Consider the following 15,225-nt stretch of genomic DNA (forward strand, 5'->3'; position numbering starts at 1 on the left):
TAAAAGATGGCTTTTCTCACCTCCAATACCCCGCTCGACGTTGTGAAGCACCTCGTGCTCATTGCCGTGGCGGGCCTGCTGCTCGTGCTGGGCTTTTTCTACGTGTACCTACCCGTGAGCACGCACCACGGCGAAACCATTACGGTGCCCAAGGTGACGGGCATGAACGTGGCCGACCTGGAAAGCTACCTCGACGAGCGCAACCTCAACTACTTCGTGGACGACTCCAGCTACAGCCCCAACATCCGCCCCTTCACCGTGCTGGTGCAGGACCCCGCGCCGGGCGAAAAGGTGAAGGAAGGCCGCAAAATCTACCTGCAGGTGAGCATGAAAAACCCGCCGGTGATTAAGATGCCCAAGCTCACCGACGGCTCCTCGAAAAACGCCATGCTCATCCTGAAAAGCTACGACCTAGTGGTGGGCCAGATTCAGCTGGTGCCCGACCTGGCTTCCGGCGCGGTGCTCAAGCAGCTGGTGAACGGCAAGGAAATAGCACCCGGCGCGCCCGTGGCCAAAGGCACCCGGGTAGACCTGGTGGTGGGCGACGGCCAGGGCAACCAGACCTTTGCCGTGCCCAACCTCATCAACATGCCCGAAGACGAGGCCGTGACCCTGCTGGTTGGCCAGGGCCTGCAAAAAGGCGAAGTGTTTGAGCAGCCCGCCGAAGCGGGCCAGACTGCCGGCACCGTGGTGCGCCAGCGCCCCGTGGCCGGCCCCGATGCCACCATCCGCATGGGCCAGCTGGTGGATATCTGGGTGGCGAAGTAATTTGTTTTTGTCGTCCCTCGCGCTGCTCAGGATGGCAAACGTTCGCGGCGGCGCACTATTTCGCCGGTTGCCGTCGTTAGCATGGCTTAAGCTCCTTTCCTGTATGATAACACGCTTCCGCACGTATGGCCGCTGGTTTTTGCCGGCGCTGCTGGCCGCTGGCCCGGCCATGGCCCAGGAGGGCCTGCCGCTTTCCCCCCTGGCCGCTGACCCCGCCCGGGCTGCTTACCTGCCCGCTGCCGCTCCGCAGGCGCAGCAGCGCGGCACCGCCCTTGCGCTGCCGTTTTTCGATGATTTCACTTCGCCGCTTGAGGGGGCGCCCAGCGTGGTGCGCTGGACGGCGAAGGGCGGCGCACTGGTAAGCAACCGTTTTGCCATAGCGCCCCTCACCCGGGGCACGGCCACCCTCGACGGCCTCACGGCGCAGGGTGTGACCTACAGCGGCGGCCTGGCCACCAGCCCCAATGCTACGCTCGACTCGCTGGTTTCGCAGCCCATCGACCTGGCCGGCCGCACGCCGGGCAGCAACGTGGTGCTGAGCTTTGCCTGGCAGGCGGGCACCATTGCGGGCATTCCGTTTCGCAATTTCACCACGTCGCCGGTAAAGCTGGAGCTGTTTGTCAAGTCGCTGGTAAGCGGCAACCCGGTGTGGGAATCGAAATGGACGGCGCTCAGCACCGGCCAGCGCACCGCTTTCCACCAGCAAACCATCGCCCTCGACCAGGCTAAATACCTGCACGGCGACTTTCAGTTCATGTTTGTGGCCACGGGCAACACCACGTCCAACACCGACGCGTGGGGCCTTGACTACGTGCTGCTCAACCAGGGCCGCACCCTCACCGATACCACCTTCGTGGATGCGGCCACCGGGGCCGGGCTGGTGGGCGGCAACCCCTCGGGGGGCCTGCGCAGTCCTTTGCGGCGGTTTTCGGCCATGCCGGTGTGGCAGTACAATGCCGCGACCAGCAGCGAGCTAAACCCCGCCATGGGCGTGAACGTGAGCAACCTGAACACGCCGCTGCCGCTATCGGTGACCACCACCGGCATCGTGCGCGACCTGACGGCCAACGCCCCGGTTGGCACCTGGCTGCAAAACCCGAACGTTATTCCCAGCAACACCCGCCTGGAACCGCGCACCGGCAATGCGGGCGGGGCCCCGCTCCCGGCCACGGCCACTCCCAAGCGCCTGCGCTACACGATGTACATCGTGTCGAATGAGCAGATGACCTCGCCGACCATTGCCAACGACACCATCTCGCGGGACCTGGACCTGAACAACTACTACGCCTACGACGATGGCACCGCCGAAAGCGCCACCCAGCTTTCGCCCTTCACCACCGGCCAGCAGGCGGCTTTTGCCTACCGCTTCGACCTCAACCAGCCCGACTACGTGCGCGGCCTGCGCCTGTACCCGGTCTTTCTTGCCGACATCGCGGCCCGTCCCATTACCGTGAGCGTGTGGGCCGATAATGCCGGGATGCCCGCCACCACACCGCTGGCCACCAAAACCTATACCCTACGCTACCCCTACCCCACGGGTTGGGACTATTACCAGGTCGATTTCGACCAGCCGGTGCGCGTGACGGGTACGTTTTACGTGGGCTTTTCGCAGCCGTCCACGGGCCGCTTTCTTCAGTACGGCGTGGACCTGAACAGCACGTTTCCGGCCCAGCACCTGTTCCGGCGCGACAATACCGGCGTGTGGACCGATATTCCGCCCCTCACCACCGGCAATGCCCTCATGATGCGGCCCGTGATGACCAACAACATTGCCACCGCCACGGCATCGGCCCGGGAAGCCGCCGCCTACGGCCTCTACCCCAACCCGGCGCACGGCGCCGTGACGGTTACGGGGCCAGCCTTTGCCCGCGCCGCCGTGCTCGACGCCCTGGGCCGCAGCGTGTGGGAGCAGCCCGCCGCGCAGGCCGGCAAAGCCGATTTGGCCCTGCCCGGCCTCCCGGCCGGCGTGTACACGGTGCGCCTGACGCTGGCCGACGGCCGCACCGTGAGCCGCCGCCTGCTGCTGGAATAAACGGCATTGGTATTCAGCAAAAAGGCCCGTCAGACAATCTGACGGGCCTTTTTTTGTGCTATGAGCATTCAGCCTTAGTTGGCCGGCATCAGCACGGTGTCAACAACGTGGGTGACGCCGTTGCTCGAAATCACGTTGGGGATGGTGACGTTGGACATGCCGCCTTTGGCATCCTTCAGCATCACGCTGTTGCCGGATTTCATCACCGTCAGCGACTCCCCTTCCACGGTGGTGAGCACCTGGCCGTTTTTGAGGTCGGCGGCAGTGTAGCGGCCGGGCACCACATGGTAGGTCAGGATTTTGGTAAGCATGGGCTTCATGTCGGGCTGCACCAGCGAGTTCACGGTGCCGGCGGGCAGCTTATCGAAGGCGGCGTTGGTGGGGGCAAATACGGTGAAGGGGCCGGCCGTTTTCAGGGTTTCGACCAGGCCGGCGGCTTTCACGGCAGCCACCAGGGTGGTGTGGTCGGCGCTGCCCACGGCATTGTCCACGATGTCCTTGTCGGGCACCATCATGGCCCCGCCCACCATCACGCCTTTGCCGCTCATGCCGGACATGTCTTTGCGGGGCTTGGTGGTGGCCTTCATCTTGTCGCCGGCATCAGACTTGCCTTTCACTTTCATCTTCCCGTCGTCGGCCATCTTGGTTTTGGTGGTCATGCCGTCGGCTTTCGTTTTGGTTTTTTCGGCGTCGCTTTTGGTCTTCATGTCCTGCGCGAAGGCGGTGGGAGCGCTGCAGGCAACGGCAAGGGCAAGGGCGGCAAAGAATGGTTTGGTGGTCATGGGAGTTGGTTGGGGTGAGAGTGATATGGTCCGGCTATACGGCCAAACCGCCGCGCAGGGTTATGCCAGCGCCGCCGGCCTGTGCTCAGCTTCCGGCAGGCTTTACAGAAACGTGGCACGCATCTCATTGGCTGAATGTCCGCTGGCCCTGCGCCCCGCCTATGCCGAAAGTGTCGGCAGCGGCTAAAGGCGCGGTGGGCACGGGGCGCATGGCGGCTGTTGCGCACACCGCTGCCTTCGGCCGGCCCACCCCACGCACCGGTGGTCAGTCGTCGAGCGGCAGCGGCAGGGTGATGGTGAACGTGGAGCCCTCGCCGGGCTGGCTGCGCACGGCAATGTGGCCGCCGGCGTTTTCCACCAGCTTTTTCACCGCGTACAGCCCCAGGCCCTTGCCCTCGACGTGGGAGTGCAGGCGCTGAAACAGCCCAAACAGCCGCCCCTGCTGGGCCGACGTAAGCCCCAGGCCGTTGTCCTGCACCCGGATAACGGCCGCCCCCTTGGTGCAGGTGGCGTAGAAGTCGATGAGGGGCGGGTGGTCGGGCCGGCGGTACTTGATGGCGTTCGAGAGCAGGTTGTAAACGATGCTGCGCAGGTGCTTGGCCGGATACGGCAGGTGGGTGCACTCTTCGATGGTGATGCCGATGCGGCCCTGGCTGGCGGTCAGCTGCGGGGCCAGGTCGAGGCACACGTTGTCGACGAGGGCGGCCAGCTCCAGCGGCGATACCGACGGCAGAGCGTCGGGCTGCAGCTCGGCCAGCTCGGTGAGGTAGGTCAGGGTTTGCTGGAAGCGGTCGACGGACTGCCCCAGCAGCGAGAGCACCTGGCTCACCGGCCCGCGGCCCAGCACGTCCACGGGCAGTTCGTCGCGCAGCACATCGAGCAGGCCGGCAATGTTGACGATGGGCGTGCGCAAATCGTGCGAGGCCACGTTCACAAACGTGTCGAGGTCGGTGTTGTGGTGCAGCAGGCGGGCGTTGGCCTTGCGCAGCTCCTCGTTGGCGCTGGCCAGCGACTCGCCCAGCTGGTGGGTTTGCTGGCGGGCCAGCTCGTGGGCCGTCACGTCGGTGGCGAAGATGAGGATGCCGGACACCTGCTGCTCGCTGTTGCGCAGGGCCTGGTAGCTGAAGTCGAAGTAGTGCAGCTCCAGGGTGTTGGTGGCCGCTTCGAGCAGCCGCACCGGCGTGTTCAGGCCCACGTACGACTCGCCGGTGGCGTACACGCGGTTCAGCAATTCCACAAAGCCCTGCTCCTCAATTTCGGGCAGGCACGCGGCAATGGGGCGGCCCAGCTGCGCCCGCCCCTCAATCAGCACCTGGTAGCTGGCGTTCACAAACCGGAAGCTCAGGTCGGGGCCCTTGAGCACGGCCACGCCGGCCGGCAGCTGGTCGAGGACGCGGCTCAGCAGGCGGTGCTCCTGCTTGTCGAGGTTGAACAGGTGCTGGGTTTTGAGCAGGGAAGTTTCGAGCTGCTGCGTGCGGGCCTGCTGCTGCTCGGTAAAATAGCGCAGCTCTTCCTGCAGCGGGCTGGCCGGCAAGTGCTCGAGCACCAGCAGCACGGGGCCCACGCGCTGGCCCTGCATGTGCAGCACGGGCACGCGGGTGTGCTGGGGATAGTGCTGCGTGAAATAGCAGGGCTGGTCGCTGGCCCATACTTTCAGCAAAAACGCGTAGCTGCCGTTCAGCAGGCTGTTGGGAAACGCCTGGCGCATGGTTTGCCGGGGCTGCGCAGGCAGGCCAAACTGCTCCTGCGCCCCGGGGTTGAGGTACAGCACGTTAAAATCGACGATGTGGCCTTCGGCATCGAACACCGGCTGGTGCAGCGCGGCCATGCCGGGCAGGGACTCCAGCAGCTTGAGCAGCAACTCGTCGGAATCGATTCCGGCCGCGCACAAATAAGGTTGTAGCATACAGGTGAAACAGTGGCAACCTGCGTTGCCTGCCAGTGGGCCGCATGTACGAATTAACCGATGCTTTGGCTTATCCGGCGTTTTTTTTTTAGTACCGGCTTCCTCCAACCGCTACTGCTGCGGCCATATCTGCGGCGCTTAGGATTCTATGCGGCGCCCACGGATGCGGGGTAGGTTGGTCGCGGCGCCGCCCCTGCGCCCCCGCCACGCCGGGGCGTGTCGGTAGCTGCGGAAGGGACTATAAGTCACTGACAAACCTTCTCCCTAAATGCCACTACTTGAGCGTTGTTAACTCCAAGTTCCTCGCAACGTTTTAAATCAGCGCAACAGCCGTCCAAGTCTTGCATCAAATATTTTGCAGATGCACGGTTTTGATACGCCACCGCATATGCAGGGTCAAGTTTAATAGCTTGGTCATATGCCTTAACAGCCTCGGGATATTGGTTTGCTTGCAAGTATGATTTTCCAAGGCCGTAAAAAATTGTTTTTGAGCTGGAATTAAGTTTTACTGCATGGCTGTAATTCTTAATGGCTTTTGCAAAATCATGCTCTTCTGAGAATCCATAACCCAAGCTTTCCGGTATCCTAACGTCTGTAGAATCAACTTTTTGAGCCTGATAAAGATATTGACGAGCCTGCTCGAATTGTCGGAGATTATTATAGCAAATTCCCAAATTCAAAAGCGCCAAATAATCCTGCTCAGAAGAGACATTTGGCTTGATAGCCAAAATCTGCTGAGCGTCTTTAATGGCTCCTTGGTAATCTTGCAGCTTGTATTTGGCTTTACAACGAAGCAACAAAGCCCTTTCGGAATCAGGGCTGGTTTTAAGAATTTCATCAAACCGTTGAATTGCCTCCTGGCTGTTTCCTGAAGCGAGTGCTTGCTCTGCTAATGCAAAAGCTCTCGCTTGCTCTTGCTGACTTTGTGCTTGACATCCCTGACAGAAGGCTAATGTCATCATCCAGAATAATAGTTTTTTCATTCGGTAAATATGCGTTCAGCTTGTAGAACCATGATACTGCTCGCAACATAGAAGCAATACTGCCCACCTGTCCCCGCCCGCCCCGGCCGTACCTTTGCGGCCTATGAACCTGTTATCCGCCGAGAACATCTCGAAGAATTACGCCGACCGCTGGCTGTTTAAAGACCTCAACTTCGGCCTCAACCTAGGGCAGCGCGTGGCCTTTGTGGGCATCAACGGCACCGGCAAAACCACCCTCATGAAGGTGCTGGCCGGCCTCGAAGCCCCCGACACCGGCTCGGTGAGCGTGCGCAAGGGCATCCGCGTCACCTACCTGGGCCAGAACCCCGTGTTCGACGAAAGCCTGAGCGTGGAGCAAACCATCTTCGCCAGCCAGAACGACACGCTCCGCGCCATCCAGGAGTACGAGCACGTGGTGAACGACCCCGACCACAAGCCCGACGACCTCCAGCGCGTGCTCGAACGCATGGACGCCCTCAACGCCTGGGACTACGAAGCCCAGGTGCAGCAGATTCTGGGCAAGCTGGGCATCCTCGGCGAGCTGCTCACCCGCAACGTGAGCCAGCTCTCGGGCGGGCAGCGCAAGCGCGTGGCCCTGGCCCGCGTCCTCATCGAAGAGCCCGACGTGCTGCTCCTCGACGAGCCCACCAACCACCTCGACCTGGCCACCATCGAGTGGCTCGAAAACCGCCTGAACTCGCCCAGCCTCACCCTGCTGATGGTGACCCACGACCGGTACTTCCTCGACAAAGTGGCCAACGAAATCGTGGAGCTCGACAAGGGCCAGGTGTACCGCTACCAGGGCAACTACGCCTACTTCGTGGAGAAAAAGGCCGACCGCGAAATGCGCGAAACCGTGGAAGTGGAGAAGGCCCGCCAGTTCTTCAAAAAGGAGCTCGAATGGATGCGCCGCATGCCCCAGGCCCGCGGCACCAAGCAAAAAGCCCGCATCGACGCCTTCTACGTCACCAAGGAAAAGGCCAGCACCAACCTCAACAAGCAGCAGATTGAACTGAGCGTGAAAACCACCCGCCAGGGCGGCAAAATCATCGAAGCCGACGGCCTGAACAAGAAATTCGGCGACAACGTGGTGCTCGACGATTTCAGCTACGTCTTCAAAAAGAAGGACCGGATTGGTCTGGTAGGACCGAACGGCGCGGGCAAATCCACGCTGCTCAACATGCTCACCGGCAAGCTGCAGCCCGATTCCGGCACCATCGACGTGGGCACCAACACCGTGTTCGGCTACTACACCCAGACCGAGCTGGAATTCGACCCTTCGCAGCGCGTCATCGACATCGTGAAGGAAGTGGCCGAAGTGGTGGAGCTGGCCAACGGCGACGTGCTCACCGCCAGCCAGTTCCTCAACTTGTTCCTGTTCCCGCCGGCCCAGCAGTACACGCTGGTGAGCAAGCTGAGCGGCGGCGAAAAGCGCCGCCTGCAGCTGCTGCGCGTGCTCATCAAAAACCCCAACTTCCTCATTCTTGACGAGCCGACCAACGACCTGGACCTGGCCACGCTCAACATCCTGGAAGACTTCCTGCTGCACTTCACCGGCTGCCTGCTCATCGTCAGCCACGACCGCTACTTCCTCGACCACCTCGCCGAGCACCTTTTCGTGCTCGAGCCCGGCGGGGCTGTCCTCAACTTCCCCGGCAACTACACCGACTACCGTGAGTACCTCGAAGAGCGCGAAGCCGAAGCTGCCCTCATCGAAGAAGAAAAAGCCGCCAAAGCCGCCCGCGCCGCCGCCAAGCTGGCCGCCCCCGCGCCCGTGAGCACGGCCGTAGCCCCTTCGCCCCAAAAGCGCCGCGCCACCTTCGCCGAGAAAAAGGAGTACGAGCAGCTCGAAAAAGCTATGGCGACTTTGGAAACGGAGAAGCAGGAAATCACCGCCAAGCTGAACGGCGGCAGCGGCTCGCCGCAGGATTTCGCCGCCTGGGGCGCTCGGTTGTCGGCGCTGAATCAGGAATTGGAGGAGAAGGAGCTGCGCTGGCTGGAGCTGGCGGAGCTGGTATAGCACTCCATTCTGCTTGGCACGGTTGAGACGTCAATGGATGTAGGGCTTGCCCCCGCCCGCCGTTGAGCGGCATCATCGCGGCAGTTCCAACGTCCGGGTGGGGGCAAGCCCTGCCCCTACTTCGTTCACACAAACAAAAAGCCCCGGCGCAGTGCCGGGGCTTTTTGTTTAAGCGAAAATCTGGACCAGCAGGGCTGACGTTACCAGCAGTCCGCCCAGAATCAGGCTAAATTTTCGAGCGTTTTTCTGGTACCGAACGCTTTCGGCCATCCAGGAAGGTGGCGGTGTGTACATAGCAGGAATGGGTAAAAGTGTGGAAAGGAGCCGAAAGATACACAGGCCGGCGTTTTAATTGCACGTCAGCGCTACTGCCGCCGGCGCACCTGGGCAAACTCCAGCGGCACCACGCGGCTGCCCACGGGAGCCTTCACGGTCAGCGCATCGGCCGCATCGTAGCGCGGGAAATAGAGGTAGCCGCGCACCTGCTGGCCGGGCTCCAGCGTCACCTTGCGCAGGGCGTATTCCTGCAGCATGGCCGCCCGCTGCCGCAGCACATCGGAAGCCACGGCGTGCTCTACTTTGGTGGCGGCCGAGATGACGCTGTAGGTCACGGCCACGTCGTGAATGGCCGTGCGGTTCTGGTACTGGGCCACGGTTTCGCGCTTGCCAATGCTGGCAATGTCGGCGGTGAGGCTGGCAGCTCCCAGGGCCAGTCCTACCCAATCGATGCGGGCGGCTTTATTGGCCTCGCTCTCGGCCTTGTCGTGCAGCGCCGAGATTTCGGGCTCGGGGTCGAAGGCGGGCACGGCACGGGGCGGCAGCGGCGGCAGCGGCAGGGCCATGCTGGCAGCGGCCACGGCCGCCGTCACTTCTGCGCCCGGCTGGGGCTTGGGGCGCCTGGCCTTCGGAGCGGGAGCGGGGGCGGGCAGCCGGCTGGCTTCGTATTGGAAAGCGGCCGGGTCCACCACCAGCGCATGGCGCGTGGGGTTGCGGTATTCCGCTTCAAAAACCACCCGATTGGCCTCGTAGCAGATAAAGCTGAGGCGCACATCCACGCTGTCGGCGGTGGCCTGGGCCTGCTCGCGGCCTTCCACAAACAGGTTGGTGGACTGGGCCGGCTTCAACCCCAGCTGATAGGTGGGCGCGCAGGCCGTAGCCAGCCCGGCCAGGGCCAGCATACGCAAGGAACGAAGAGTAAAAAGGTCCATAAAACCCGTTGGCTTAGTGGTGGGAATTCTGGCCGGAAGATGCCGTTCAGCGCCCTGGGGTTGCACGGCTCCCCGTTTTTTTGCAGGCTCAATTTACAAATCTGCCGGCAGCTGAAAATCACCCGCTTTATCCGCGTCAAATGGCCACACGCGGCGCACGGCCGCCAGCGGCACCGGCCCGAAAACGTGGGCGAAATGCTGCCCGCGGCTGGGCACCCATTCGCGCGCCACACGCACCCCGGCGGCAGCCAGCGCGGCGGCGTCCCATTCCAGCAAAACCAAATCGGCCCGCCCGGCATAATACCGGCGGGCCGTTTCCAGAATCTGGTGCTGCTCCGAAGAATGAATGAAGCCTTCGGCCGCAAGGTCGGCGCTGGCAAAAAAACCTGTTTGCTGGGCGTGCTGCCAGTCGGCGGGCTCGGCGAGGCGGTAGAGCATATGGGCAATGAGTGAATGAGTGAGTGGGCGAATGAGCGAATGGGGAAAAATGCTTCATTCACTCATTCGCCCACTCACTCATTCACTCATTGATTTTACGCTTTCCAGAGCTCCTGCTGCACCTGTTTGCCCACGGTGAGCATGATGCGGACGGGGTTGGGAATGAGCGTGATGCGGGCTTCTTTGCCGGGGTATTTCTCCGAATCGACCCAGACGCCTTCCTTGGGCGAGGGCGTGGAGCCGGGCGTGCTGGGCAGGTAGGCGGTGGGCAGCAGCACGTCGGTGTCCGATTTCAGGTCGGTGTGCACCTTGTCGAGGGCCGTTTCGAGGAAGTCGCCGTACTCGTCGTTGAAGTCGTCTTCGAGGTCGTGCAGGGCCTCTTCCACGTCGTCGTAGCGGGCATCGTCGTAGGTGAGCTTGTGCAGCTCGGCCTTCTTCTCAATCAGGGCCACGAGGGCGCGGTTCAGTTCTTCGGTGTTCATTGGGTGGCGCTAAGGCAGATGATTGGCTGCAAAAATGGGAAGGTTTTGGCAAACCTACGCTGCATGCCGCACAGGCGCGCGCCACCGCCGGCCGAATTCGGCACCCGAAACCAATCAAACCCGTATTTTTACCTCGGTTAATCCCCCCACCCCCAAATCCCCCCTTCTTCCCTCATGCAAACCATGACCTCGCCCGAAGTGCTGGCCCAGCCCGCCCAGGACTTCCTCCCCCTGAAAGGCACCGACTACGTCGAATTCTACGTCGGCAATGCCAAGCAGTCGGCCTACTACTACCAGGCCGCGTTCGGCTTCGAGCTGGTGGCCTACGCCGGCCCCGAAACCGGCCTGCGCGACCGCGCCAGCTACGTGCTGCAGCAGGGCAAAATCCGCTTCGTGCTCACCACTTCCCTCCTGCCCGATTCCGACATCACCAAGCACGTAGCCCTGCACGGCGACGGCGTGAAGGTGATGGCCCTGTGGGTGGACGACGCCCGCAAGTCGTGGGAAGAAACCACCAAGCGCGGCGCCAGGTCGGCCTTCGAGCCCTATACCCTTGAGGATGAGCACGGCTCGGTCACGCTGTCGGGCATCTACACCTACGGCGAGTCCGTCCACACCTTCGTAGACCGCAGCAACTACACCGGCCCGTTCATGCCCGGCTTCGTGGCCAAAAGCAGCACCGTGCCCCAGGGCGCGCCGGTGGGCCTGCTGCACGTCGACCACTGCGTGGGCAACGTGGGCTGGGGCGAAATGAACCAGTGGGTGAAGTTTTACGAGGACGTGATGGGCTTCAAGCTGCTGCTCACCTTCGACGACGAAGACATCTCCACCGAGTATTCGGCCCTGATGAGCAAGGTGGTTTCCAACGGCAACGGCTACGTGAAGTTCCCCATCAACGAGCCGGCCGAGGGCAAGAAAAAGTCGCAGATTGAAGAATATCTCGACTACTACCACACGCCCGGCGTGCAGCACGTGGCCATCGCCACCAAAGACATTCGCGCCACCGTAACTGAGCTGCGCCGCCGGGGCGTGGAGTTCCTGACCGTACCCGGCACCTACTACGAAGACCTGCTGGAGCGCATCGGCGCCATCGACGAGGATTTGGCGTCCATTAAAGAGCTGAACCTGCTGGTGGACCGCGACGAGGAAGGCTACCTGCTCCAGATTTTCACCAAGCCCGTGGAAGACCGGCCCACGGTGTTCTACGAAATCATTCAGCGCAAAGGCGCCAAGAGCTTTGGCAAAGGCAATTTCAAAGCCCTGTTCGAGAGCATTGAGCGCGAGCAGGCGCTGCGCGGCAATTTGTAGGCGCGGTATTTCGCTCAGCCTGAACAGAACGTCATGCTGAGCGAAGTCGGAGCAGCTTTACTGCGATAGTAATTAAATACTTGCCCAGTAGAACTGCTCCGACTTCGCTCGGCATGACGTTCTTTTTTATTCAGCAAGACGTTCGTGCTTTATATTGCACGATGCCCAGATTTACTTTCCTCCTGGTTGTATTGGCTTCGCTGATAACCGTTCAGGCCCGCGCCCAAAGCGGCTGCACCGACCCGCGCGCCACCAACTTCAACCCCAGCGCCACCAGCAACGACGGCTCCTGCCAATACGCCACCACGACCACCACCCTCGTCACCAAAACGGCGCTTGCCAGCGCCGTGCCGGAGAGCTCGGGCCTGCAGCTCACCAGCCAGGGCCTGTGGACGTTCAACGACAGCGGCAACGGGCCCGTTCTGTTCAAGGTCGACTCGACCAATGGCAACGTGCTGCAGCAGGTCACCATCAGCAACTTCGCCAACGTGGACTGGGAAGACATTGCCGCCGACGCGCAAAACCTCTACGTGGGCGATTTCGGCAACAACAACGGCGACCGGCGCGACCTGAAGGTGCTGAAAGTGCTGAAATCTGCCATCGGCACCACGCCCACGGAGTCGGTCACGGCGCAGGCCATCAACTTCAGCTACCCGGACCAGACCAATTTCAGCCCCGGCACCAACAACCACAATTTCGACTGCGAGGCCTTTTTCTACTCCAACGACTCGCTGCACCTGTTCACGAAAAACTGGGCCGACCTGCGCACCAAATACTACACCATCCCGGCGCAGCCCGGCACCTACGTGGCGCACCTCAAAGGCAGCTTCAACGTGAACGGCCTGATAACGGCCGCCGACCTCAACGCGGCCGGCACCGGCGCGGGCCTGCTGGGCTACAACAGCGGCACCGGCGCCACCTTCCTGTGGCTGCTCTCGGACTTCCGCAACGGGCAGTTTCTGCGCGGCAACAAGCGCCGCATCGAGCTGCCCAACGCCCTGTTCATCGGCCAGGCCGAGGGGCTGAGCTTCGTGGACCAGTACCGGGTTTTTATTTCCAACGAGCGGATTGTCAACATCATCACCGTGCCGCAGCGGCTGTACGCGCTGAGTACCCGCGCCTGGCTGGCGCCGGCCGTGCCCACTGCCACGGCCAATGCCGCGCTGGCCGGCATCAGCATCACGCCCAATCCGGCCCGCCAGACCATTCGCGTCGAGCGCCCGGCCGCCACGGCCGGGCCGCTGGCCCTCACGCTGCTCGATATGCAGGGCCGAAGTATCCTTTCGGCCAAAATGCCGGCGGGTGCCGCCGTGCAGGCGCTGGATATCGCGCAGGTGGCGGCCGGGCTCTACCTGCTGAGAATCGAGTCTGCCGACGGCATTTTCTCGCAGAAAATCGACATTCCGTAGGCCCTTACCGGGCTGATTTCGCCACGAAGCGGTAATCCGCGCCGTGCGGTTTTTCCGCCCAAACCTCTTTCCTTTACGCCCGTTTCTGACCCTACCGAAACTCTTTCTTTTATTCCATGCCTCTCTCCCCCGAAATCCAAAACACCATCAACACCTGGCTCGGCCCCGAGTACGACGCCGACACGCAGGCCGCCATCCGCGAAATGCAGGCCAGCGGCCAGGACGATGCCCTCACCGACGCCTTCTACCGCTCGCTCGAATTCGGGACCGGCGGCCTGCGCGGCATCATGGGCCCCGGCTCGAACCGCATGAACCGCTACACGCTGGGCATGGCCACCCAGGGCTTGTGCAACTACCTGCTGCAAAGCTTCCCCGGCCAGGAAATCAAGGTGGCCATTGCCCACGACTCGCGCAACAACAGCACCGAGTTTGCCGAAATTGCCGCCGGTATTTTCTCGGCCAACGGCATCACCGTTTACCTGTTCGAAGCCCTGCGGCCCACGCCGGAGCTGTCGTTTGCCATTCGAGAGCTGGGCTGCCAAAGCGGCTGTGTGATAACGGCTTCGCACAACCCGAAGGAGTATAACGGCTACAAAGTGTACTGGAACGACGGCTCGCAGGTGGTGGCCCCGCACGATACCAACATCATTATCGAGGTCAATAAAATCACCAGCCCCAGCGAGGTAAAATTCCAGGCCGACCCGTCGAAAATCATCCGCATCGGGGCCGACATTGATGCCAGGTATTTTGCCGAGGCCAGGAAGCTCAGCATCGACCCCGCCGCCATTCAGCGCCAGCACGATTTGAACATCGTGTACACGCCCATTCACGGCTCGGGCATCACGCTGGTGCCCGGTTTGCTGCGCGAGTTTGGCTTTACGAATGTGAACGTGGTGCAGGCCCAGGCCACGCCCGACGGCAACTTCCCCACCGTGCAGTCGCCCAACCCGGAGGAGAAAAGCGCCATGCAGTTGGCCCTCGACCAGGCCCAGGCCACCAATGCCGACATCGTGCTGGCCACCGACCCCGACGCCGACCGCGTGGGCGTGGGCGTGAAAAACGACAAGGGCGAATGGGTGCTGCTCAACGGCAACCAGACGGCCGCCGTGCTCACCAACTACCTGCTGAGTGCCCGGCACCGCGCCGGCACGGCCACCCCGCAGGATTTCATCGTGTACACCATCGTGACCAGCGAAATCCTGGGCGACATTGCCCGCCAGCACCAGGTGAAGAGCTACCAGACGCTCACGGGCTTCAAGTACATCGCCGGCCTCATCCGTGATTTGCAGGGCCAGGAGCACTACATCGGCGGCGGCGAGGAAAGCTACGGCTTCCTCATCGGCGATTTCGTGCGCGACAAGGATGCCATCTCGGCCTGCGCGCTGGTGGCCGAAATGGCCGCCGTGGCCAAGGACCGGGGCCGCACCCTCTACCAGGAAATGGTGGAGATGTACGCCCACTACGGCCTCTACGTGGAAGACCTGATTTCCCTCACCAAGAAAGGCAAGCGCGGCGCCGAGGAAATTCAGGAAATGATGGCCGACCTGCGCGCCAACCCGCCGCAGCAGATTGCCGGCCTGAAAGTGGTGGAAATCCGCGACTACAAAACCGGCAAAATCCACGACCTGACCACCGGCCTCAGCGCCGACACCGGCCTGGAAAGCTCCAACGTGCTCCAGTTCCTCACCGAAGACGGCAGCAAGATTTCGGCCCGCCCCAGCGGCACCGAGCCCAAAATCAAGTTCTACTTCAGCGTGAAGCAGCCGCTGAAATCAGCCGTAGATTATGACCTGGCCACGCGGCTGGGCCATGAGAAAATCAAGGCGATAATTGCGGACATGAAGCTGCAATAGCGCAGGGTTTCGCGAGATTGTTGAAAGCGAGCGTCA

The 15,225-nt window shown here is 62.1% G+C and carries 12 protein-coding genes; 6 read left to right on the plus strand and 6 right to left on the minus strand.

The genetic code is table 11. The features are described from left to right. Positions 1–6: 6 nt before the first annotated feature. Both ACYVHT_RS01800 and ACYVHT_RS01805 read left to right on the plus strand, forming a co-directional pair. Positions 7–768, plus strand: coding sequence for a PASTA domain-containing protein (locus tag ACYVHT_RS01800; RefSeq protein ID WP_460547335.1), 762 nt, complete (start codon positions 7–9; stop codon positions 766–768). 103 nt (positions 769–871) lie between these two features. Continuing rightward, positions 872–2,800, plus strand: a complete 1,929-nt coding sequence (locus ACYVHT_RS01805) for a T9SS type A sorting domain-containing protein (protein WP_460547337.1) — start codon at positions 872–874, stop codon at positions 2,798–2,800. A 74-nt stretch (positions 2,801–2,874) separates the two neighbouring features. On the opposite strand, the gene ACYVHT_RS01810 is transcribed toward ACYVHT_RS01805, so the two are convergent. The 3 genes from ACYVHT_RS01810 to ACYVHT_RS01820 form a co-directional block, all read right to left on the minus strand. Then, the gene (locus tag ACYVHT_RS01810; RefSeq protein ID WP_460548055.1) at positions 2,875–3,387 is read right to left on the minus strand and encodes a fasciclin domain-containing protein; all 513 of its coding nucleotides are present in this window, start codon (positions 3,385–3,387) and stop codon (positions 2,875–2,877) included. Between the two features lie 460 nt (positions 3,388–3,847). After that, positions 3,848–5,488 carry a sensor histidine kinase gene (locus ACYVHT_RS01815; protein ID WP_460547339.1) on the minus strand — a complete coding sequence of 547 codons (1,641 nt, stop codon included), beginning with the start codon at positions 5,486–5,488 and terminating at the stop codon, positions 3,848–3,850. Positions 5,489–5,733: 245 nt separating this feature from the next. Further along, positions 5,734–6,471, minus strand: coding sequence for a tetratricopeptide repeat protein (locus tag ACYVHT_RS01820; protein WP_460547341.1), 738 nt, complete (start codon positions 6,469–6,471; stop codon positions 5,734–5,736). 103 nt (positions 6,472–6,574) lie between these two features. On the opposite strand from ACYVHT_RS01820, the gene ACYVHT_RS01825 reads away from it, so the two are divergent. After that, complete coding sequence (locus ACYVHT_RS01825) at positions 6,575–8,491, plus strand: ABC-F family ATP-binding cassette domain-containing protein (RefSeq protein ID WP_460547343.1); 1,917 nt, start codon at positions 6,575–6,577, stop codon at positions 8,489–8,491. Between the two features lie 365 nt (positions 8,492–8,856). On the opposite strand, the gene ACYVHT_RS01830 is transcribed toward ACYVHT_RS01825, so the two are convergent. The 3 genes from ACYVHT_RS01830 to ACYVHT_RS01840 form a co-directional block, all read right to left on the minus strand. Continuing rightward, positions 8,857–9,699, minus strand: coding sequence for a hypothetical protein (locus ACYVHT_RS01830; RefSeq protein WP_460547345.1), 843 nt, complete (start codon positions 9,697–9,699; stop codon positions 8,857–8,859). 93 nt (positions 9,700–9,792) lie between these two features. Next, complete coding sequence (locus tag ACYVHT_RS01835; RefSeq protein ID WP_460547347.1) at positions 9,793–10,137, minus strand: DUF952 domain-containing protein; 345 nt, start codon at positions 10,135–10,137, stop codon at positions 9,793–9,795. A gap of 95 nt (positions 10,138–10,232) precedes the next feature. After that, positions 10,233–10,619, minus strand: a complete 387-nt coding sequence (locus ACYVHT_RS01840) for a hypothetical protein (protein ID WP_460547349.1) — start codon at positions 10,617–10,619, stop codon at positions 10,233–10,235. A gap of 174 nt (positions 10,620–10,793) precedes the next feature. On the opposite strand from ACYVHT_RS01840, the gene hppD reads away from it, so the two are divergent. The 3 genes from hppD (at position 10,794) to ACYVHT_RS01855 (ending at position 15,189) form a co-directional block, all read left to right on the plus strand. Further along, positions 10,794–11,927: a 4-hydroxyphenylpyruvate dioxygenase family protein gene (hppD, locus tag ACYVHT_RS01845; RefSeq protein ID WP_460547351.1), complete on the plus strand. Its 1,134-nt coding sequence runs from the start codon at positions 10,794–10,796 to the stop codon at positions 11,925–11,927. Between the two features lie 161 nt (positions 11,928–12,088). After that, entirely contained in the window at positions 12,089–13,336 is a 1,248-nt protein-coding gene (locus ACYVHT_RS01850; RefSeq protein WP_460547353.1) for a T9SS type A sorting domain-containing protein, read from the plus strand. Between the two features lie 116 nt (positions 13,337–13,452). Next, positions 13,453–15,189: a phospho-sugar mutase gene (locus ACYVHT_RS01855; RefSeq protein WP_460547355.1), complete on the plus strand. Its 1,737-nt coding sequence runs from the start codon at positions 13,453–13,455 to the stop codon at positions 15,187–15,189. Positions 15,190–15,225 lie beyond the last annotated feature (36 nt).

This window comes from Hymenobacter daeguensis (assembly GCF_054780555.1).

What these genes read in the sequence shown, in the direction of transcription:
- ACYVHT_RS01815 (WP_460547339.1), bottom strand. Translation starts at nt 5,488, where the DNA reads ATGCTACAACCTTATTTGTGCGCGGCCGGAATCGATTCCGACGAGTTG.
- ACYVHT_RS01835 (WP_460547347.1), bottom strand. Translation starts at nt 10,137, where the DNA reads ATGCTCTACCGCCTCGCCGAGCCCGCCGACTGGCAGCACGCCCAGCAA.
- ACYVHT_RS01830 (WP_460547345.1), bottom strand. Translation starts at nt 9,699, where the DNA reads ATGGACCTTTTTACTCTTCGTTCCTTGCGTATGCTGGCCCTGGCCGGG.
- hppD (WP_460547351.1), top strand. Translation starts at nt 10,794, where the DNA reads ATGCAAACCATGACCTCGCCCGAAGTGCTGGCCCAGCCCGCCCAGGAC.
- ACYVHT_RS01810 (WP_460548055.1), bottom strand. Translation starts at nt 3,387, where the DNA reads ATGAAGGCCACCACCAAGCCCCGCAAAGACATGTCCGGCATGAGCGGC.
- ACYVHT_RS01840 (WP_460547349.1), bottom strand. Translation starts at nt 10,619, where the DNA reads ATGAACACCGAAGAACTGAACCGCGCCCTCGTGGCCCTGATTGAGAAG.
- ACYVHT_RS01820 (WP_460547341.1), bottom strand. Translation starts at nt 6,471, where the DNA reads ATGAAAAAACTATTATTCTGGATGATGACATTAGCCTTCTGTCAGGGA.
- ACYVHT_RS01825 (WP_460547343.1), top strand. Translation starts at nt 6,575, where the DNA reads ATGAACCTGTTATCCGCCGAGAACATCTCGAAGAATTACGCCGACCGC.
- ACYVHT_RS01805 (WP_460547337.1), top strand. Translation starts at nt 872, where the DNA reads ATGATAACACGCTTCCGCACGTATGGCCGCTGGTTTTTGCCGGCGCTG.
- ACYVHT_RS01855 (WP_460547355.1), top strand. Translation starts at nt 13,453, where the DNA reads ATGCCTCTCTCCCCCGAAATCCAAAACACCATCAACACCTGGCTCGGC.
- ACYVHT_RS01800 (WP_460547335.1), top strand. Translation starts at nt 7, where the DNA reads ATGGCTTTTCTCACCTCCAATACCCCGCTCGACGTTGTGAAGCACCTC.
- ACYVHT_RS01850 (WP_460547353.1), top strand. Translation starts at nt 12,089, where the DNA reads ATGCCCAGATTTACTTTCCTCCTGGTTGTATTGGCTTCGCTGATAACC.